Below are 22,122 nucleotides of genomic sequence, written 5' to 3' on the forward strand. Positions count from 1 at the left end.
TAGCCCCCTCAAACCAACAAGCTTCATCAATGATAGATGTCTTACCACATCTAAGGATAAATCATGCAGTCACCTCAATCGACACAGTCAAATTTATCACCGCTAGTGCCGGCCTATGACAGTATTTTAGAGTTGGCGCCTTATCAAACAGGAAAGCCTGTTGAAGAGTTGACGCGTGAGTATGGCATCTCAGATGTGGTAAAGCTGGCCAGTAATGAAAACCCGAGGGGCTGCTCACCGCATGTGACGTTGGCAGTGACTGAGCAATTGGGTCAGTTGTCGCGTTATCCTGATGGGAATGGATACTATCTAAAACAAGCTTTGGCTGATTTTAACGATGTCAATGCGGATCAGATTACCTTAGGTAATGGCTCTGACGATTTGCTTGATATTTTGGCGCGTAGTTTTGCGGGTGCTGATGACACCATCGTTTATAGTCAGTATGCGTTTATTATTTATCCGATGCTGGCTAAAATGCAGGGGGCAACGGCTATAGAGGTGCCCGCTCATCGCTTTGGTCATGATTTAAAAGCGATGAGTCAGGCGGTGCAAGACAGTCCCGGTACTAAGATGGTGTTTATTGCCAATCCTAATAACCCAACGGGCACTCAGCTTGAGCATAAAGCGCTACGCGAGTTTGTGGCTAGTGTGCCAAGTTCGGTACTGGTAGTGTTAGATGAAGCTTATATTGAATACAGTCCTGAAAGTAACAATCGCGCGCTGTTAGAGGATTTTAACAATGTGGTGATTGTCCGTACGTTTTCTAAAGCGTATGGATTAGCAGGTCTGCGTGTCGGTTATGCACTTAGCTCAGTACCGGTAGCAGATTTACTCAATCGCATTCGTCAGCCATTTAATGTCAGTCGTGTGGCACTTGCTGCGGCCGCGGCGGCACTTACCGATCAGGACTTTATCGAAAAAACTCGAGTGACAAATGATGAGCAAATGCGTTGGTTGGAAAAACAGTTTGACGCGTTAGGATTGGGGTTTGTTAAGTCACATGCCAACTTTATTATGGTCGAGGTAAAATTTGAGATGGAGGACACCACGGCTGCTATGATTCACCAAGCGTTATTGGAACAAGGTGTTATCGTGCGGCCACTGAGCGCTTATGGTCTACCTAATTGGCTGCGTATTACTGTCGGCTTAGCAGAGGATAATCTGCGTTTGATTGATACCTTGCGCTCTATCTTGACCGAAGACTGATAAAGCAACTAAATTTTTCCAAGAGATAAGTCCCTCCATTAGCCACTAAATTTTATGATACGAACGTTAGACTGTTTTGTCGAAATGAACGTTCGTTTGTACAACGAGAAAAGCCGTGAGTCGTCAGCAAAAAAATCATCAGAATAATAATCACCCCCTTTTAACCACTCAGCCGCCATTATTTAAGCAAGTTTGTGTGATTGGACTTGGGTTAATCGGTGCCAGTCTTGCACAAGCCATTAAAGACAATGGTTTGAGTGAGCACTTAGTCGCCGTCGATCGGCATGGCCCAAGTATAGAAGAAGCCATCAAACAAGGATTGCTGGATGCGGGCAGCTCAAGACTGAGTGAGGTGGTCGATGGTAGTGATTTGATAGTCATTGCGGTACCCGTACAAGCGGTACAAGCGGTGTTCAGTGATATTAAACAGGCGATGGATGACGGGCAGCTTGCTACCGATTGCATGATTAGCGATGTCTGTAGCACCAAGCTCAATATCATTGAGGCGGCCAAAGCGGTGTTTACTTCTTTGCCAGTGGGTCTGGTGCCGGCGCATCCGATTGCTGGCGCTGAGAATTCAGGGTATCATGCCAGGCGCGCTAACTTGTTTGTCAATCATAGCGTTATTATCTGTGAACTACCCACGACCAATGAGACTTCTATTGCCAAGCTACGCTTGCTGTGGGAGTCGGTAGGGGCAACGGCTATGTCAATGGCCGCTGATCATCATGATGCGATATTGGCCCATACCAGTCATTTGCCGCACTTACTGGCGTTTAATTTGGTTGAGCAGCTGGCAAGCCATGATGACAATTTGGATATGTTTCGCTACGCCGCTGGTGGCTTTCGCGATTTTACCCGCATTGCTGCCAGTGACCCTAAGATGTGGCACGATATATTTTTTGCCAATCAAAGCGCGATTGTCAGTGCCCTTGACGAGTATGGCGTCTACCTACAAACCATGCGCCAGCTTATCATTAATAAAGATTCAACCGCCCTGATGGGACTTTTGGGCCGTGCGCAAGCCGCGCGGCGACATTTTGGCCATATGTTAGCCAGCACCCCTTATACGGATACTACTGCCATGTCAGCTTCTTATATTATTACGCCAAGCAACACCGTTTCTGGCACGATTACCATTCCTGGTGACAAGTCTATCTCTCATCGCAGTATTATGCTGGGTAGCCTTGCAACAGGCGTGACACAGGTTACTGGATTTTTGGAAGGAGAGGACGCACTTGCGACGTTGCAAGCGTTCCGTGACATGGGCGTGAGTATTGAAGGGCCTGATAACGGCAAGTTAACCATCCATGGGGTTGGTATGCATGGCTTAAAACCGAGCAAAACCCCGCTTTATATGGGTAACTCTGGGACCAGTATGCGCCTGCTGTCTGGTATCTTAGCGGCACAGCCATTTGATAGTGTGCTGACTGGGGATACCAGTCTAAACAAACGACCGATGGAGCGTGTGGCTGCACCGCTACGTATGATGGGTGCTGTCATACAAAGTACGGGGCATAGTGGGACCGCGCCACTCAGCATCACTGGACGAGACACGGTCGGCAAACCATTACAAGGCATAGCGTATGATATGCCAGTCGCTTCTGCACAGATTAAGTCTTGCTTGCTATTAGCGGGTCTATGGAGCGAGGGCACCACAACGGTGACTCAGCCAGAAGTCAGTCGTGACCATACCGAGCGTATGCTATCAGCCTTTGGCTACCCTGTGACAGTAGAAGGCAACCGCATCAGTGTAACAGGCGGCGGCACACTGACAGGTGGTGATATCGCCGTACCTGCTGACATCTCTTCAGCGGCCTTTTTTATGGTGGCTGCTGCCATCAGTCAAGGTAGTGAGTTGACCCTCACGCAAGTGGGTATCAACCCGACACGTACTGGCATTCTTGATATCTTAAAATTAATGCAAGCCGATATCAGCTTGAGTAACGAGACACATGTAGGCGGTGAACCAGTCGCAGATATTACGATTCGCAGCTCAAACCTACAAGGTATTGAGATACCGGAGTACTTAGTGCCGCTAGCGATTGACGAATTCCCCGTATTATTTATTGCGGCTAGCTGTGCGCAAGGCCGTACCGTGTTAACGGGGGCAAAAGAGCTGCGTGTTAAAGAATCCGATCGCATTGCGGTTATGGCCGACGGTTTGCAGACGCTTGGCATTGATTGTACGGTCACGGATGATGGGTTAATCATTGAAGGCAAAGGCACTACAGGTAACGGTGCTGTAAGTCAAAGCGGTAACGTCAATAACACTCACCCTATCTTTGGTGGTGGTCGAATTACCTCACATCATGATCATCGAATTGCCATGAGTTTTGCGGTTGCCAGTTTACGGGCTTCAAAGCAAATCGTCATTGAAGGGGTCGAAACCGTCAATACCAGCTTCCCAGGATTTGCTGAGCTTGCCAATCAAATTGGTATGTCCATTCAAGTTGATGATGCGAGCGCTTAATGCTTGATGGTTTCGCTTTTAAGAAAGTAAGTCATGAACCCTTAGACTCATACATAGGGTAACAGTACTTATTTACTGACTTTTAGATAAATGTGTTTCAAAATAGTGGTTATCGTTAGCAATGTGTTGATGTCGATACGGACATTCGCACATTGCTTTTTAACTTGTGTCCTACTTGTAGTAACCCTGTGTTTTTGCGGTTCACCTAAAAATATAATCATAACTAGGCGACCATGCGCGAGAATACGCTTTGCTCTAAATGAAGTTGTACTGACTTATGACTACTCAAAACGTCGTCAAAAAACCGGCTGTCCCTATTAAAACGACCAGACGTGGCATCGTAACCGCGCTGATTGCTTTTTTTATCTGGGGCGGTTTTCCGTTATATTTTAAACAGTTGGCTGCCTATGATGCAACCGAGATCATCGGCCACCGTATTGTCTGGACATTCATGTGCTTACTTATCGTGTTGGTGGTCACCAAACGCTGGGGGTGGGTCGATACCCTAAAGAAAAACCCAAGATGGATCGCGTTTTCTTTTATATCGGGTTTGATTATCGCAACGAATTGGCTCACGTATGTATGGGCGGTCAATCATGACCGTATACTTGAAGCCAGCTTGGGGTATTTTATTGGGCCGTTGGTGGGCGTGGCCTTATCAATGATTTTATTCAAAGAGCGCTTGCGACCTTTGCAATGGATCGCCATTGGTTTTGCGCTACTCTCTGTGGTTATCCAAGTGGTGATGATTGGTAGTCTGCCTTGGATATCGCTCATCTTGGCTTTTAGCTTTAGCACTTATGGTACGATTCAACGGCAAACGCCTCTGACGGCTGTCGACGCCATGTTTGTTGAAACAACGATGTTGGTGCCAATTTGTCTGTGGTGGTTTTGGCAGGCAGATGTGGTCAGTAGTCAGCTGCGCTTTTGGTTCAGTCCAAACATTTGGCTACTGATGATTGCAGGTCCTATTACCTTGATACCGTTGTTACTGTTCAATAAATCGACCAAACTGGTGGCCTATAGTATTTTAAGTTTTATGAACTATCTGACCCCGACCTTTATTTTCTTCTTAGCGGTGTTTTATTATAACGAGCATTTCGATTTACATCGTTTGGCGGTGTTTGGGTTGATTTGGTTGGGTCTGCTCTTGTTCAGCATTGATTTGTGGCGCCATCGTCCCAGTAAAGTATTAAAAGCTGAGCGTCTACGTGAAGAGGCGTTGCAGCAAGTTAAATAAAAACCTTCCACTAAAAATGTGAATTAAAAATTAGCAAACAAGGATGACAGCATGTTTCATACCCAATCTGACGTAGTATTTATAAAAGGTTTAAAAGTAGAGGCGGTGATTGGCGTGTATGAGTGGGAACGCGCGATCACTCAGCCATTATTGATCGACATCGCGCTTGAGACCGATATCAGCCGTGCCGCTAAATCGGATGATGTCACTGATGCGCTGAACTATAAGGCGGTCTGTGATGATGTGAGCGAGTGGTGCCAAGCCATTAAAGCGAAGCTACTTGAGCATTTGGCTGGACAAATCGCAGACAAATTGCTGACTAAATATGCCAGTCACAAAGTCACGTTAAGTATTGCCAAGCCGACTGCCATTCAGCAAGCGGATGCGGTTGGTGTGCAAATCACTCGTCATGCCGCCGCTTCCTCTGATGAGCCTGCGGTGAACCACGCTGATAACCATCAATCTAACGATGTATAAAAAGTTGGCTGACTTGAATTTTGAGAAGTTAGAAAAGCGTGCGCCCGAAGCGTTGCAGGCGCAAACGTTGACGGCTGTCGTATTGGCTTTGGGGAGTAATTATCACGCTGAGACGTATTTACCGATCGTGCGCGAGCATCTAGCAGCGTTAGGTGAAATGCAGCTATCTAGCGCTTTTCAAAATCCGGACTTTACAGCGACTCTTGCGCTGCCAAAACCTGACTATACCAATCAGTGTGTCTATCTGTCTCTAAAATCGTCCACAACGTTGCAAAAGCTGCAGCAAGTGCTAAAACAATTTGAATGTGATTGTCATAGGCAACGCTCAACAGAACGGTCGCTGCCTATAAAAAAAGTCACCATGGATATTGATATACTGCTCGTGAATGTGGGTCTTTCCAAAAATAGCCTAAGCAAAAATGAGACATCTAAGTGGGTAGTGATGTCAGATCGTTACCCATTCAAAGCGCATGAAAAAACTGGCATCAAGGAGTTAATAACGACTGGTTTTTTAGGCAGTTAAAAGACCATTCAAACGAGAAAGCGGTTATCAACAATATTGCGTATTTTTCTTACTGAAGTCTGAGCAGAACATGTAACCTAACTGACTTCCTTCTCTCCAAAATGGGGGAAGGAAGCTGAAGACTGGTAGAAGTTTTACTTTAATGTCGCGTCGGCTTCATCTGCCTCAGCACGACCAATGACATCTAAGTCTTCTAAGCAGAGCTTATCGTATTCTTTTTTGCAAAAATCAGGATCGAGTTGGCACATCGCGGCTTGTAGCTGATCTAGACGATTTTCTGATTGTTGAATGTGCTCGAGCATTTTAGCAAACGCTTCTGCGACAGGGTCTTGTGAAGAGGGATCAATACCATAAGCCTGAAAAGCGGTGGTGCGTGCTGTGCTGGCATTTGAGTTTTTAGTCTGGTTTGTATTTGCGGTACCGGCCTGTGCTACTTTTTCTTGCTGCTTGGCATCTTGTACTTTGGTGGTGAGGGGATTGCCTTTTTCATCATGATGGTCTGAGATCATACGGGCTGCACTACCGACCATGGTGGCGCCTGCTGGGACAGGTTTGACCACCACCGCATTTGAGCCTATTTTTGCGTTTTTACCGACGGTAAATGGACCCAAAACTTTTGCACCCGCACCAACTGTGACACCATCTTCTAGCGTTGGATGGCGTTTGCCATTATTCCAAGAGACCCCGCCCAACGTCACACCATGATACAACGTGACGTCATTACCAATCTCAGCGGTTTCACCAATGACGACGCCGACACCGTGGTCAATAAAAAAGCGCTTGCCAATTTTTGCGGCAGGGTGAATCTCGATACCAGTCATGATGCGTGAGCCGTATGAGACAACACGTGCTGCCAGCTTTTGTTCGTTATTCCAAAGACAATGCGCCCCGCGATGTAAGATAAGCGCATGAATGCCAGGGTAGGTCAGTATGACCTCCAGGCTATTACGTGCCGCAGGGTCACGGTTGAACACCGCATCAATGTCTTCTTTGAGCTCTTTTTTGATACGGGTAAGCGATTTGAACAATTTGGATGGCAGTGACATAAAGCGTCCTATCTATTCGTCGGTAAAGTGTCGTTTCTAAAAAATCTTACAGCTTTCTCTTAATTTATCACTATTATCTTTTAATGTTAGTGAAATTTTATTTCTGCTTGTGCTGTTCCAGTTATAGCAGCTTTGCACTACAAAATATAGTGATGAGCCATCAAAAAAAATTGCCGATAAACGAATATCAGTTTATTAGGGCGTGTCCTCATTTTAAAAATGGTGATAAATTGCAGTCAAACAGCGGCAAAATTTAGCCATTTTTAGTCCAGTTAGATGACTATCGATTGATTGAGGACACGCCCTAGCATCAATTTTAGTGGTCAGAATACTACTAATAGGCTGTCAAAACCTCATGCTAGCTGCACTATATTGCTTTTAAAGTATTTTAACTATGGTTGGCTTTAAGATTAAATCGGCTGCCTAGTCTTTTGAGATTTTAGCAATCACAGCACTTAACAGCTGGTACTCTTTTTGGTCAAGCTGTAATCGCGAGCCCAGTCTGGAGAGTCTCGACGGCAATGATTTTAAGTGCTCGCTGTCTGCTAAACCGCGCTGAACCATCAGCTCGGTCATACGCTGAGTCAGCTGTTGCAGCTGCTGCTGGGTAATGGCTGGCTCATCCCATTGCTGACGTATATGGACGTCTACTGTTGGTTGAGCTGTTGTGCTCAAGTTGTTATCTAGGTTGTTGTTGGACGTTTGAGCATGTGTCTGCGCGTAAGCAAAGATAAAGCTGGCAATGACTTGTACGGCTGAGGCGACATTGAGAACTGGATAGGCTGGGTTGGCATCGATTTGAATGTGATAGTCTGCGTAAGCCAATTCTTCATTGGTCAAGCCACGATCTTCACGACCAAATAAGATGGCAATATTTGGTTTGCTTGAGGACGGAGCGCTTGCATTGTCATTGGCTGTATCGAGAGTGGACTGCTTATCGATAAAATCAAACATAATCTTGGCCGCTTGCGTTGGTGTCACCACAGGACGTGGTAAATGACGACTACGACTACTGGCCGCAAACACAAGCTGACAGTCCGCTAACGCAGACTCTAAGGTAGGTACTATCATTGCGGATGACAACAAATCACTACCACCGGCAGCATGAGAAACACTGGTGTCATCAATCGGTCGCTTAGGGTCAACGACCGTCAAACGTGATAAACCCATGGTATGCATGGCACGCGCGGCCGAACCAATGTTGGCGGGCAATGTTGTGTTAACCATGACCACTTGCACACAAGCAAGATAGTCACTCACACTATAAGCTTGGGGTGCTGAGGCGGTAGATGATGAATAATCGTTACTCATTTATTGTCCCAAACGTTGATTTATTTCTTGTTCAGCACGTTGTAGTGCTACTGCGATGTCTTCAATAAGTGCAGCTTGCTCACTGATGCGGTGTTCACAACATAGTTTTTGTAATTGACTGCTAAGGTTCACCAGTTGCGTGGTACCCAAGTTGGCGCTCGCGCCTTTTAGGGCATGGGCAATTTCAAAACCGTTGGTATTGTCGTTTTCTTGCTGCGCGATTCGTAGGGACGCGACTCGCTGTTGACTGTCAGTCATATACACTTGTATCAAATCAGCAAAATCTTCTTCTAGCAAGTCACGCATATCTTCAAATTGCTCATGATTAACAATTTCCTCAGTCTGATTAGTCACCGTGTTACGTGGGATGTCAACCATAGTTTTATATCCAGTTTTTGAAAGTTAAAGTAATAAAGTCGCCATGACAGATTTTTTGCGGTAAAAAAGCCTTAGTTGTAATGGAAGTGTAAGTTATCTTCACTCACCATGCCCTTTAACTGCTGTAAGTTGTCGTCGTTAGGGTAGATGCGCCAATGCTCAGATAGACCAACATTTGCGATACCGAACGCCTCATAAATGCTGAGCCCAAGTGGCAGACAGTTATCATTAATGGACGTATCGGTATTACTCAACGCGTTATTGGCATAGCTGCTGCCATTTTGCAGCGCATCTTGACTCATATCATTTTCTAAAGCCAATAAATCATTACCGTCTTCATCGTACAAGCTACCACCCATAGCAGGATCATAAACGCTATTGTTACTATGGCCACCTTGCTCGTCCTGCTCACTGTTATACGCTAAGCGCGGTGCAGGTATGATGTCTGCTTGTGCTGACTTGAGTAAAGGTTGCAAGCGCGTGAGCAAGTTAACGTCGCTACCATGAACTTTTATACTGATTTTTTTGAGCCAACGCAAGCGCGCGTCAACCATACTCATGGCACTATCAAGACGCGCAAATAAACGTCCATCACGCTCACGAATGCTGCCTTTAATAATAACCACTTCATCGACTTTTAGCTGCTCTTTAACGCGGTTAAAGCGCTCCGCATAGCAGCTAACTTCAAGACGAGAAGTACCATCATCCAAGGTAATCACATTGCGATTACCAAAATTGGCAATATCGATAATAAGGCCTGCAAAATAGCAGCTGCCGTTATAACCAGTATCAGTGAGTTTATCTAGCCGTGTGCCTGACGTATAACGTTTTAGCTCATCCAAATACTCATTGATGGGGTGTCCGGTCAGGTATAGTCCCAAGGTGTTCTTTTCAGCCTTTAGACGATGCTTATCACCCCAAATCAGCTCTGACGTCATCACCAATGGTGGCGCGGCGACCACGCCATCCATCTCACCAAACAAATCCATCATACCGATCTCGCGGTTTTGGCGGTCTTGTTCAGCGGCTTGCACAGCACTTGGCAACTGACTCATCAATGCACCGCGGATCTCGTAAGCCGCGTCTGCTGGCAAGTCAGGTCGTAGTGTCGCTGCAAAGTCATCAAAACAGCCTGCGCTTACTAACGCTTCAAGCGTGCGTTTGTTGACTTTTTTGATGTCTACTCGGCGACAAAAGTCATATAAGTCTTTAAAAGGGCCATTCGTGCGACGGGCTTCCACAATGGACTCTACCGCCCCTTCACCAACGCCTTTAATAGCCCCAAGTCCATAAATAATGTTGGTCGGGGTGTCAGCAACGAAATGCCACTCACTACGGTTAACCGATGGATTCACCACGGACAACCCAAAGTTTTCACGGCAGTCGTTGATAAAGAAGACGACATTGTCGGTGTTGTTCATATCAGACGTTAGGACTGCTGCCATAAACTCAGCAGGGTAGTACTGTTTTAGATAGGCAGTCTGATAAGCCAAAACGCCGTAAGCTGCCGAGTGTGAGCGGTTAAAACCGTAACCGGCGAACTTCTCCATCAAGTCAAAAACGCCGCCTGAGGTGACTTCATCAATGCCTTGGGAAGTGGCACCTGTCACAAAAATATCACGCTGTTTGGCCATCTCTTCGGGTTTTTTCTTACCCATGGCGCGGCGCAACATATCTGCCCCGCCTAAGCTATAGCCCGCCATCACTTGCGAGATCTGCATGACCTGTTCTTGATACACAATAACGCCGTTGGTGTTTTCTAAAATTGGCTCAAGATTGGGATGATCATAAATGACTTCTTCGCGGCCGTGTTTACGGTCGATATACATCTCTACCATGCCCGCATCGAGCGGACCTGGACGATAGAGCGCACACATAGCGATCACATCTTCGATATTGGTCGGTTGTAATTTGGCTAAGTATTTTTTCATACCCATGCTTTCTAACTGAAAGACGGCCGTGGTTTTAGCGTCTTGCAACAGCTTATAAGCTTTGGTGTCATCTAATGGCAAATCTTCTAATACCAAGGCATCAACGCCTTCTTTAGCGCGGCGTAGATTGATGTTTTCAACCGCCGCGTTAATGACGGTTAGATTACGCAACCCTAAAAAGTCAAACTTCACCAGTCCAACGGCCTCGACATCGTCTTTATCAAACTGACTGACGCGATGACCGTCGTCATCACAGTAAATGGCGCTAAAATCAGTGATTTTATGCGGTGCGATCAGGACGCCACCAGCGTGTTTACCGACATTACGACACACCCCTTCAAGTTTAATCGCCATCTCCCAAATCTCAAGGGCGTCTTCATAGTCCATGTTGTCAGGATTGGAGATTAAGTCTTTAAGCTGTGGTTCTTGCTCAAGTGCTTGGCTCAGCGTGATACCGGGTGTCTTAGGGATCAGCTTAGATATTTTATTGGCGAGGAAGTATGACTTGCTTTGTACGCGCGCCACATCGCGCACCACCGCTTTTGCTGCCATTGTACCAAAGGTGATGATCTGTGAAACCGCGTCACGACCATAAGTTTGCGCCACATAATCAATGACTCGATCACGACCTTCAATACAAAAGTCGATATCAAAATCAGGCATGGAGACACGCTCAGGATTTAAGAAACGTTCAAACAACAGATCATAATGGATAGGGTCAAGATCAGTAATGTTCAAAGCGTAGGCAACGAGTGAGCCTGCACCAGAGCCACGACCAGGACCTACGGGTACACCATTGGCTTTTGCCCAGCGGATAAAGTCCATAACGATGAGAAAGTAGCCAGGGAAGCCCATCGATAGGATGATGTTCAATTCATACTCTAGGCGTTCGTCATATCTTTGACGAAAGTCACCCCAGTTGTCACGACGCTCGGCAATAGGGAAGAGCTTGTCTAAGCGCTGTTCAAGACCGCGCTGGGATTCTGCGCGAAAAAACGACTCAATCGTTTCACCCTCAGGTACTGGAAAGTCAGGCAATACATTAATGCCAAGCGTCAAGGTCACATTACAGCGTGTGGCTAACCGTAAGGTATTGTCAATAACCTGAGGAATATCCTCAAATAACTGTGCCATTTGATCTTGTGTTTTAAGGTACTGCTCATCTGAGTAGGTTTGCGGACGATTTGGATCAGCAAGAACGTAGGAGCCTGCAATACAGACACGGGCTTCATGCGCATCAAAATCATCTTGTTCTAAAAACCGCACATCATTGTGGGCAATGATAGGAATGGCGTGTTTGGCCCCTGAGTGAATAGCGGCTTTAATAAACGCGTCTTCCCCTGAGCGATTGGTCCGCTTGATGGCAAAATATAAGCGATCGTCAAACTGCGCTTGCCATTCAGCGAGCAACTCATCGGCTTTTTCTGGCATAGAGCCGACTAAGGCCTGACCCACGTCTGATTTTTCAGCGAGTAGTACGATCACACCTGCTGCATGCTCTAAAATATGGCTGCGTTTAATGACCGGCGTGCCATGATTAACAGGGTCAGCGCGTCCTTCGGTAAACCCAAGCGAGACGATACGGGTAATATTTTGATATCCCTCGTTGTTCATTGCAAGCAGGGTCAACCTTGTGTCTTCATTATCCATGATGACTTCACTGCCGATAATCGGTTTGATACCAGCGCCTAGGCAGGCACGATAAAACTTCACCGTCGCATAAAGGTTGGATAAATCAGTCAACGCAAGCGCGCGCTGATTGTCAGCCGCGGCGGCTTTGACCAGCGGCTTAATACGTACGATAGAATCAGTGATGGAATATTCGCTGTGAATACCAAGGTGTACAAATGCCATAGAGGACTCTTACGGATACGAGCAAAAAAGAGGCTAATAATAAAATAAAGCTATTATTATCAATGTTTTATTAAGAAAAAATGAGACAAATAATACAGTGAAAGTTGTATGTATTCGTTTTAAATTAGGTCGGTAATAATACCATTATTTGCCGTAGACGGCCACTCATTCAAGGGGTTTAATCTAAGTGAGGATAGTGTTTACGCTCTTTGGACAATACACAAAGGAAGATTAAAAACCCTCTATACTATAAAGTAGAGAGGGCTTCACAACTGATAGTTAAAGACAGGGTTAAATCAATATCCAACCACCGCCGCGTCGACAATACGTGGATCAGAAGATCCATAAACGCCATTTGGGGTAATCATAATCGACTGCGTGGAGCCCATCGCGGCTTTTGGGCTAACCGTATGCCCCATTGATTCTAGTTTTTTGATGGTATCTACATTGAGCGCTTTTTCGATACGAATCTCATCGGGCAACCATTGGTCATGAATGCGCGGTGCGTGAGTCGCCTCGGCGATATTCATATCATGGTCGATGACATTTGAGAGGATTTGGGTGACCGTAGTAATGATGCGGCTACCACCTGGGCTACCAGTGACGATATAGGGCTTGCTGTCTTTGAAGACCAGCGTTGGGCTCATAGAGGATAGCGGACGCTTATTGGCTTCAACGGCATTTGCCTCCCCGCCTAGTAGGCCGTAACCGTTCGGCACGCCCGGCTTGGCAGAGAAATCGTCCATTTCATTATTCAATAAAATACCTGTCCCCTCAGCGACCAGACCCATGCCGTAAGAGAAGTTTAGCGTATAAGTATTCGCTATCGCATTGCCATCCTTATCGACAATAGAAAAGTGTGTGGTCTGATCACTTTCATACGGGAGTGGGTTGTTGGCTTTAATTGTCGACGCTGGCGTGGCTTTGTTTGGATTGATCAAACCTCGTAACTTATCGGCGTAAGCTTGTGACGTTAAACCGCTGGCAGGGACATCGATAAAATCAGAATCTCCTAAGTATTCAGCACGATCCGCATATGCCAACTGCATGGCCTCCGCCATTAAGTGAATGGTTTGGGCGCTGTTTTGTCCGTAGTCTTTTAGCGGATAGCCTTCTAAAATATTTAAGATTTGGACGATATGAATACCGCCAGAGGAGGGCGGCGGCATAGAGACAATCTCATAGCCACGGTAGTCGCCTTTTATAGGCTCGCGAGCGATGGCTTCATAATTGGACAAATCCTGTAAGCTCATCCGCCCGCCCGCGTCATTGACTGCTTTTACCAATTTACTGGCCGTTTCACCTTTATAGAACCCATCTGCGCCTTGCGCAGCGATCAGCTTGAGTGAACGAGCAAGCTCCGGTTGCGTCAAGCGCTCGCCCGGCTGATAGGCGCTGCCGTCAGCTTTAAAAAACACCTTCTTGGTACTTGGCCACTTTTGTAAGCGCGCACTTAATGCCGTGAGTGATTCAGACAAGCCAGCAGTGACTTCGATACCATTCTCTGCCAATGCTATCGCTGGTGCCATGACTTGCTCGCGGCTCATTGTGCCGTGATCTTCTAGCGCTTTGAGAAGTCCTGCGACGGTACCCGGTACGCCAACGGCGAGGCCATGATAACGAGATAAATCACTAACGGCATTGCCATCGCTATCTAGATACATATCGCGAGAGGCGCTACTCGGGGCTTTTTCACGATAATCGAGTGCCACGGTTTTGTCCTGCTTGGCATCATAAATCATCATAAAACCACCACCGCCAATGTTGCCTGCGCGTGGTAAGGTAACGGCAAGCGCAAAGCCAACAGCAACTCCAGCATCCACAGCATTACCGCCGTCTTTTAAAATCTGAAGCCCGATATCAGAGGCCAGCGCTTCTTGGGTGGCGACCATGCCATTCTTTGCCCATACCGGATGATGAATGGCATCTTCAGAGTAAATAGCTTGGTCACTATTAGCATTGTTGGCAGTTTTAGCCGTAGATTTAAGGGTGCTGGTTTTTGCTCGGGTGATGCGTTTGGTTTCAGACAGGACGGTTGGATGATCAGCCATGATGGCTAAGTTGATCGCACTGGTATTGATGGTGGTGGTGTTGACCGTAGCGTTATTGACTGAAGTGGTTGGATCTGCCGCATGCGCGGAGACAGACAAAAATAGCGTACTACTGATAAATAAGATACTGGATGTTAGGAGTGTGTTAATTTTTGGTTTATTTTGCTGAGCCGTTTGACGATAAGAAAGTGATTGTGACATCGCAAAGTCCTTTTTACGTGAGTGGGAATATAAGCTTATAAGAAGTTGAGCTCATCAAGTGACAAAGAGATAAAGGTACCTGAATAGTAGCGAAAATAGGGAGTGGGAGAAAGGTGTTTATGACAATTTACTTTTTATCTTGTTCAGACTGCGAGTATGGTTACAGCTGCTAGAAGCCATTTGGTATCATTTTGGTGTCATTGATTGAGTACACAATGAGCAGGTGGGTGTATGGTGGTAGGCGAAAAGTAGGCGAAAAAAAGTGCACCGTTTATACGATGCACTTTTTGATTTGATGACACTTAGTACTATAAGACACTTAGACTATAAGACATGACGCATGAATGTCATTCTGTCTTTAACGGTGATTTACATACCTTGGTGCTGTTTACCATGCATTTTACGGTGTTCTGAGCCTTTATAACCTTTAGCCATTTTTTCAGCTTTTAATTTGGCCATTTTTTCACGCTGCTCAGGCGTCAAGACTTGAGAGATGGCGTGTTGCATTTGTATGCGTTCGATAAAACGCTGTTTTGCTTTAGCGGCTTGCTGATTGGCCAAACGATTGACGGCAGCGTTGTTTAGCGTGCTTGCATTGGTCAGCGCTTGCACCTGCTGGTGCATTTGCGCACGCTCTGCTTTGTGTTGGGCGCGGTCGGCTTTATAGTCACCGTGTTTTGCTTCTATGATGGCTTTGATTTGTGCTTGCTGCGTCGCAGTCAGATCCAACTGGGACATGGGGCCTCTCATACCGCCTTTTTTCATCCCATCTTTATGCTGCATTTTGCTGGTCTTGGGCGCTGTGTCAGTGGTTGCATTGACGCTAGTACACGCAGTAACGGTAAATACACTAGATATGGCGATTACTGAGCCCAATAGTAGTTTTTTCATGATGATATCCCTTATTTAACTTAATTTTATATGGAGTGGTTAAATGAACAGTAAGGTCTTACTTGGCCAGTATCAGCTTTTCAGCATTTTTTAGGACAATAGATAAGTGCCATATTTACTGTTGATAGTGGCTATCTTACGACAGTTAAAGGTTACGAACATTTATGAAATATTAAGAAAGGTAACGTTTATGGCGTATTGATCAGCACATGCCTGATAATATGAGCGATAAAGCTAGGTAACGCTGAAGGAGACAGACGTGCCAAATATACTGTTAGGCGACGATGATGAAGAGTTGACTCAGTTATTACAAGAGTATTTGCACAATCATGGTGTGACATGCGATTGCGTCCACGATGGAGAAGCAGTGATTCAGAAACTTAAGACGGCGAATAGTAAGGTTGTGACTTATGACTTGCTGGTACTTGATATTATGATGCCAAAAATCGATGGACTGAGTGTGCTACGTCAATTACCAAGTATCAGTGATATCCCCGTGATCATGCTGACGGCAAAAGGGGAGGAGATTGATCGTATCATTGGTTTAGAGCTTGGCGCTGATGATTATATTACCAAGCCCTGCAATCCTAGAGAGCTACTGGCGCGCATCAATGCAGTGATTAAACGTACTAATGTGGCTGCATCGGAGCACATGCCTTTACCTGAAAGTCGCTTACAACTTGATCAAAATCAGCGAGTTTGCCAGATAGATGGCACAGAGTTACAAGTGACTGGTACCGAGTTTGATCTGTTGGTCGCGCTGCTTAAACAAAAGGGTGAGGTCGTCAGTAAGACGTGGCTGTCAGAGCATGTTTTGCAGCGTGAATTGCAGCCGTTTGATCGAAGTCTTGATGTTCATGTTTCGCGTCTGCGTAAAAAACTACAACCTTTTCACGATGAACCGATCAAAGCGGTTCGTGGGAAAGGGTATCAGTTGGTACTTTAATGATGGATTCAATGATGAAAGCGCCTATATTTAAGGTACGAGTCACCATTTTTTGGCGTCTATTTTTAAGTCTGTTATTGACGATTTTAATGACCTCTGTTTTGTCTATTATAGTGGAGCGTTGGCTGGTTGAGAAAGAGCTGACGGCTCGCATGGATGTGCAAATTGACCGTTTACTGATTAAGCGTCAGGAGATGGTTGACGCGTTACAAGCTGGAGATTTGACGACAGTCAGGCAGATGTATCGTCAAGACCGTTGGCTGATGAGTCAGGTTAGAGTCTATGATGAGCAAGGGGCCATCATGTTTCCGCGCTATCTGGATAGGGGTGAGCAGCGCAGGCAAGAGCGTATGCAAGAGGATAATCAAACGATAGATTCGTCATCCATACAAACCGCACAGTCAGTACCAGCCATGTCCAAATTGGATACTATTAAAAAGTCGAAAGACGACGATGGTGTGTCGCGTGATAAGCCGTCTGTTTTAAACCATATTCTATCCCCAATGGTACCGCGTAGCGCTACGTTAGCTGACCCTGATAATCGCCCTGAATTGGCTGACGTGACAGTTGTGTTGCCAGACAAGCAGACAGTCATTATACAGCTGCGCCCACATTTGCGTTTCTCAGATGTGATAGAGCTGCAACGTGGCAACTTTCCGATACGTTTGTTATTGATTATTGTTTTTAGTGTCTTAGTCTGTGTCTGGCTCAGTCGTACGCTGACTCGGCGCATTCGCCGTGTCCAACACACGGTGCACCGTATGATTGACGGCGACTATCAGGCGCAACCAAATCTATCCAAAATGGGGGATGATGAGTTGGGGTTATTGGCCAAAGATGTGGCCAAACTGTCCACGCGCTTGGCTGAGAGTGAGCTGGCACGCAAGCAGATGTTAAGTGATATCTCACATGAGCTACGCTCGCCATTGGCGCGTCTGGAAGTTGCCACTGAGCTGACTCGCGACTTTGCTCCTAATGCCAGCCGTTACCTTGATCGCATTGATAAAGAATCTACACGTATGAATGAGTTGATTGGACAGATCATTCATATCCAATCTTTACAAATGCAGCAATACACTGTCGATAGTCTAGAGAGTGAAGCGGTCGATATCTCTGAGATTATCAGTGAGATTGGACAAGATGTTTGTTTTGAGTTTCAACATAAAAACGTGAGCTGGCAATGGCAATCACCCAAATTTTCATCAAAAAATTCTCCAATAACTTCTTGGACGGTGCTTGGCAATCAAGAACAGTTGCACAGTGCCCTTGAAAATGTCATCCGCAATGCTTTTATGCACACGGCCTCTGATTCAGTGGTGATGGCTGACGTTAAAAAAATAGAGGGGGCTAATAAGATACCTGCTATTCAAATCAATATAACAGACGCAGGCGGCGGCGTTGCAGATAAAGATCTAGCGCGTATTTTTCAACCGTTTGTCCGCCTTGATTCTGCCCGTCACCGAGAAACTGGGGGCTATGGGCTGGGGTTAGCAATTGTCCATGCCGTGGTGATGGCACATAAGGGATATATCAATGTTTACAATCGCCAAGATGGCGTACAAGGATTGACGGTGCAGATAGTACTGCCTATGAGACACTGAAGGTAAGTTCGTACAGACAATAAAGGCTAAAAACATTATATTCATTTATAAGAATATAACCGATAAATGGTATTAAACATCGGATAAACTGCATTGTTATTCTCTATATATTCGGTAATACTAATATATAGAGAGGGTGATAAACACTTACAAGAAAAAACGTCTTGTTAACTTTAATGCAAATGACCGCCTAAAAAAGGCGATAGGATTATAAGCTTATACCCCGTTTTATTTTGTGATATCGACTCTCTGAAAGATAGATTTTATCTCTGATTTTTTCAAATCTGACAAATCTGTAAGGGAGTACATATCATGAACCGCATCTATAAAGTCATCTGGAATGAAGCCTTAAGTTGTTTTACCGCAGTCGGTGAATATGCAAAGGGACGCGGCAAATCCTCCAAATCTAGTGTTAACTCTAACGCTACCATCAATACAACGTCTAACCTGGCTTCTGTCAATAAATTACGCCTAAGTGCTATTGGACTAGGACTGCTGGCTGCTGGTTTTGGTATGCAAACCAATGCGACAGGTACTGACAATCATCATGAGGGTAACTATAGTCATAGCCACGGCAGTCATGGTGTCCACAGTCATAGCCCTGGTAACAACAGTCACAACAATAATTCTAACTCTGGTGGCTCAGGAGGTTCAATAGCGCTAAAATTTGAAGGGGATAATGCTACAAATATTACACGCAGTGATGGTGAGACGCTCAATATCTTAGGCGGTGCAACAGGACCGCTAACGAATGGCAACATTGGTGTCTTTGGTATAGGTGATACTTTAACCATCAAACTGGCTCAAAATGTCGATCTTGGTACTGATGGCAGCCTCAAAACTGGCGATACTTTGGTTGATAGTTCAGGTATTACCATTACAGCAAGTAGTTCGATTAATAACGTTGTGCTGAGTAATAGCGGTCTTAACAATGGCAGTAATCAGATCACTAACGTGGCCAGTGGCGGTACCACCGCAACGAACGCAGCAAACATCGGTGATCTAAACAGTACGGTCGCTGCCAACAAGACCAAGTACTATAGTGTGAACTCGACAGGTGGCAGCAACGATGACAATCTAGGTGCAACTGGTCAAAACGCCATGGCCATGGGTCGAAACGCAAGTGCAACTGGCAGTCAAGGCATTGCCATTGGTAGTGGTGCAAGTGGTCAACACACCACCGCAAGTGGTGAGCAGTCTATTGCCATTGGGGCAAACACTGTATCAAAAGGCGCATCCTCTATCGCCATTGGCGGTGATGATTTAGACGCGGCCTCCAAAGCCAACCTCACAGGTGCTGCCAGTACTACCATTAATGGTGGTGAAGTCAACACCACCTTTAAAGCTTATACCGGTCGTGATCTGGTTGAGACACCTCCTTATATGGTGAATACCGAATCGGGTGGCGCCGCCTCCATAGCTATTGGGGCAAAAGCACTGTCTCAAGGGGCATTGTCTACCGCCATTGGCGTACAGTCTTCTTCATCTGGTGTCGCGTCTTCTGCCTTTGGCATGGGATCGTCAGCGAGTGCAAAAGGGTCAGTGGCGCTAGGTTCAGGATCAAAGGCTAATGTGGCAGGCGGCGCGTTTGGCTATGTTCCAATAGGCGCAAGTATGGGAGCGACCACCGCCATCACAGCGACACAAAGCGGCGCAGATTACGGTGCAGTATCAGTTGGTACAGGAGCGAAGGGTGGCAATCGTCAGATTGTAAATGTTGCAGCAGGTAGTCAAGATAGTGATGCGGTGAACGTGGCCCAGCTAAAAGCATTAGATACGATCGTTGCTGGCATTGATTTCCCTATTCGCTCTAGCAGTGCACAGCCATACACCACGTCAGTCACAGGCAATGACGCTCTTGCGGTTGGTGCTAATGCCAATGCAAACGGTGATAGCTCTACTGCTGTTGGAGAGAATGCGTTTGCAAACGGTATTCAGGCTAGTGCCTTTGGTGCTGGTGCAGAAGCAACAGCCCGTAGCAGTTTGGCGTCAGGTTTTGAGGCTAAGGCTAAAGGTGGCGAATCAGTTGCGCTAGGTGTCAAGAGTAGTGCAGATGGTTTAGGTGCGACAGCTGTTGGTCCTACTGCTAATGCGCGAGGCGAAGATAGTGCAGCACTAGGTCGTCGCTCTCGAGCGGATGGTGATGGTGCTTTAGCTTTAGGCGGCTTCTCTAAAGCTGTAGGTGCAAACGCATCAGCGGTTGGCTTTAAAGCTGAAGCTACTAATAAAAATGCGACAGCGATTGGTGTCAATGCTAAAGCCTTAGGCGAGCGTTCAGTGGCTTTAGGGGAAGGTGCGCAAGCTACTACTCTGACAGGCACTGCTATTGGTTCGCGTACGCTTGCTAGTGCAGTACAAAGCACCGCAGTTGGTGTTGGCTCTAAGGCAACTAAACAATGGGCAACGGCTATGGGCTTTAGTTCAGAAGCAAATGGCGTTAGTTCTGTTGCTCTAGGCGATCGAAGTGTAGTGGACGGTAAAGAGTCGATAGCGATAGGTAAAGGCAATACAGTGAGCGGTGCTAACTCAATCGCCATAGGGACTGAGAATGACGTAACAGGCAACAATTCAGGTGCGTTTGGTGATCCTAACACCATCACTGGCTCAGGCAGTTACGTGATGGGTAATGACAATACGGTTGGTAACGACAATACTTTTGTTCTAGGTAACGAGGTTGAAACCACTCAAGACAACAGTATTGTGCTAGGCAATTTATCTACTGATCGTGCTGCCACAACTGAAACGGGAGGTACTATTAGTGGAACACCTTATACTTATGCAGGCTCAGCGCCAGTAGGGGTAATGAGCGTCGGTTCAGTTGGTGGTGAACGTCAGATCATTAATGTAGCAGCAGGCGCTGTCAACGCAACCAGTACCGATGCTGTTAATGGCAGCCAGTTGCATGCGACGAATGAAGCCGTCGAAAGTAACACGACTACTATCAATAAAGGCTTTGGTTTAAAAGCTGCTGATGGTCAAACTGTAATGAAACAGCTAGGAGAGCAAGTTGAGGTAGTTGGTTCTAATGACAACATCGACACAAGAGTAAGAAATGGCAAAATAGAAGTTAAGCTTAATAACGATCTTGATCTAGGAAGCAACGGCAGTATCAGTACAGGTAATATCTTTGGCGGCACTCAAGTTAATCGCTTGGGCATGGTCACAGGTGGTCTAGCAATGGGCGGTGTGACTACAGTTAGTGGACTTGGAGTGACAGTAACAGGTACAAATCCATTATCTAATGCAACGTTGACCAGTGATGGTCTAAGCATGTTCAATGGCCCAAGTATTACTAAGTCTAATGGTATCAATGCGGGTAATAAAAGAGTTATTAACGTTGATGATGGCATACAGGCTAAAGACGCTGTCAATGTCAGTCAGCTGAACAGCTCAACTGCCGCTGCTAGAACAGAAGTGGTTGCAGGTACTAACGTTGCTGATGTTGTGAAGTCGACAGGTGATAATGGTCAAGATGTATATACCGTTAATGCCAAGGGTTCTAAAACCTCAGCAGGCTCTTCAGCAGTAACAGTAAGCGCCGCTACTGATACCACTAACTTAACTGATTACGCGGTTGATTTAAGTCAAGACACTAAAGACAGTCTGTTTAAAGCAGATAATTCAGTGCAGTATGATAACTTAGCCAAAACTAGTGTAACACTAGGTGGCATGGGTTCAACCTCCCCAGTCACACTGACTAACGTCGCTGCGGGCGATATAAGCGAAGCTAGCACCGATGCAGTCAATGGCAGTCAGTTATTTGAAACCAATACTAAGGTTAACCAAGGCTTTGGTTTAAAAGCTGCTGATGGTCAAACTGTAATGAAACAGCTAGGAGAGCAAGTTGAGGTAGTTGGTTCTAATGACAACATCGACACAAGAGTAAGAAATGGCAAAATAGAAGTTGAGCTTAATAACGATCTTGATCTAGGCAGCAACGGCAGTATCAGTACAGGTAATATCTTTAGTGGCACTCAAGTTAATCGCTTGGGC

The 22,122-nt window shown here is 46.0% G+C and carries 14 protein-coding genes and 1 pseudogene; 9 read left to right on the forward strand and 6 right to left on the reverse strand.

Features of this window, described 5'->3' with window-relative positions; translation table 11 throughout:
* The first annotated feature begins 63 nt into the window (after positions 1-63).
* The 5 genes from hisC to B2P60_RS01120 all read left to right on the forward strand — a co-directional run bounded on the left by hisC (position 64) and on the right by B2P60_RS01120 (position 5,919).
* Positions 64-1,206, forward strand: a complete 1,143-nt coding sequence (gene hisC / locus B2P60_RS01100; protein ID WP_286738951.1) for a histidinol-phosphate transaminase — start codon at positions 64-66, stop codon at positions 1,204-1,206.
* A gap of 115 nt (positions 1,207-1,321) precedes the next feature.
* On the forward strand, positions 1,322-3,679 hold the full coding sequence (locus B2P60_RS01105) for a bifunctional prephenate dehydrogenase/3-phosphoshikimate 1-carboxyvinyltransferase (RefSeq protein WP_286738952.1): 2,358 nt from the start codon (positions 1,322-1,324) through the stop codon (positions 3,677-3,679).
* A gap of 277 nt (positions 3,680-3,956) precedes the next feature.
* Positions 3,957-4,919 (forward strand): EamA family transporter RarD, encoded by a 963-nt coding sequence (gene rarD, locus B2P60_RS01110; RefSeq protein WP_198333519.1) that lies wholly within the window; start codon positions 3,957-3,959, stop codon positions 4,917-4,919.
* Between the two features lie 51 nt (positions 4,920-4,970).
* Complete coding sequence (gene folB / locus B2P60_RS01115; RefSeq protein ID WP_198333520.1) at positions 4,971-5,396, forward strand: dihydroneopterin aldolase; 426 nt, start codon at positions 4,971-4,973, stop codon at positions 5,394-5,396.
* Positions 5,397-5,400: 4 nt separating this feature from the next.
* Positions 5,401-5,919 (forward strand): 2-amino-4-hydroxy-6-hydroxymethyldihydropteridine diphosphokinase, encoded by a 519-nt coding sequence (locus B2P60_RS01120; RefSeq protein ID WP_227670180.1) that lies wholly within the window; start codon positions 5,401-5,403, stop codon positions 5,917-5,919.
* Positions 5,920-6,053: 134 nt separating this feature from the next.
* On the opposite strand, the gene cysE is transcribed toward B2P60_RS01120, so the two are convergent.
* From cysE to B2P60_RS01150, 6 genes are all read right to left on the reverse strand, one after another.
* The gene (gene cysE, locus B2P60_RS01125) at positions 6,054-6,965 is read right to left on the reverse strand and encodes a serine O-acetyltransferase (RefSeq protein ID WP_193006373.1); all 912 of its coding nucleotides are present in this window, start codon (positions 6,963-6,965) and stop codon (positions 6,054-6,056) included.
* Positions 6,966-7,388: 423 nt separating this feature from the next.
* On the reverse strand, positions 7,389-8,276 hold the full coding sequence (locus B2P60_RS01130; protein WP_198333523.1) for an RNA methyltransferase: 888 nt from the start codon (positions 8,274-8,276) through the stop codon (positions 7,389-7,391).
* Entirely contained in the window at positions 8,277-8,654 is a 378-nt protein-coding gene (locus B2P60_RS01135; protein WP_286738953.1) for an Hpt domain-containing protein, read from the reverse strand.
* A 71-nt stretch (positions 8,655-8,725) separates the two neighbouring features.
* Positions 8,726-12,439, reverse strand: a complete 3,714-nt coding sequence (gene dnaE / locus B2P60_RS01140; protein ID WP_286738954.1) for a DNA polymerase III subunit alpha — start codon at positions 12,437-12,439, stop codon at positions 8,726-8,728.
* Between the two features lie 296 nt (positions 12,440-12,735).
* Positions 12,736-14,691 (reverse strand): gamma-glutamyltransferase, encoded by a 1,956-nt coding sequence (gene ggt, locus B2P60_RS01145; protein WP_286738955.1) that lies wholly within the window; start codon positions 14,689-14,691, stop codon positions 12,736-12,738.
* Between the two features lie 369 nt (positions 14,692-15,060).
* Entirely contained in the window at positions 15,061-15,582 is a 522-nt protein-coding gene (locus B2P60_RS01150; protein WP_286738956.1) for a Spy/CpxP family protein refolding chaperone, read from the reverse strand.
* 259 nt (positions 15,583-15,841) lie between these two features.
* On the opposite strand from B2P60_RS01150, the gene B2P60_RS01155 reads away from it, so the two are divergent.
* The 4 genes and pseudogenes from B2P60_RS01155 to B2P60_RS12310 all read left to right on the forward strand — a co-directional run.
* Entirely contained in the window at positions 15,842-16,528 is a 687-nt protein-coding gene (locus tag B2P60_RS01155; RefSeq protein WP_198333527.1) for a response regulator transcription factor, read from the forward strand.
* Positions 16,529-16,629: 101 nt separating this feature from the next.
* Positions 16,630-18,129: a sensor histidine kinase gene (locus B2P60_RS01160; RefSeq protein ID WP_286738957.1), complete on the forward strand. Its 1,500-nt coding sequence runs from the start codon at positions 16,630-16,632 to the stop codon at positions 18,127-18,129.
* Positions 18,130-18,441: 312 nt separating this feature from the next.
* Positions 18,442-21,555: pseudogene (locus B2P60_RS01165) on the forward strand (ESPR-type extended signal peptide-containing protein); the annotation flags it as partial.
* A gap of 243 nt (positions 21,556-21,798) precedes the next feature.
* The coding region (locus B2P60_RS12310; protein WP_414706613.1) for a hypothetical protein at positions 21,799-22,122 on the forward strand (324 nt) is incomplete at its 3' end.

Source organism: Psychrobacter sp. UBA3068 (assembly GCF_002366815.1).
GTDB lineage: Bacteria > Pseudomonadota > Gammaproteobacteria > Pseudomonadales > Moraxellaceae > Psychrobacter > Psychrobacter namhaensis.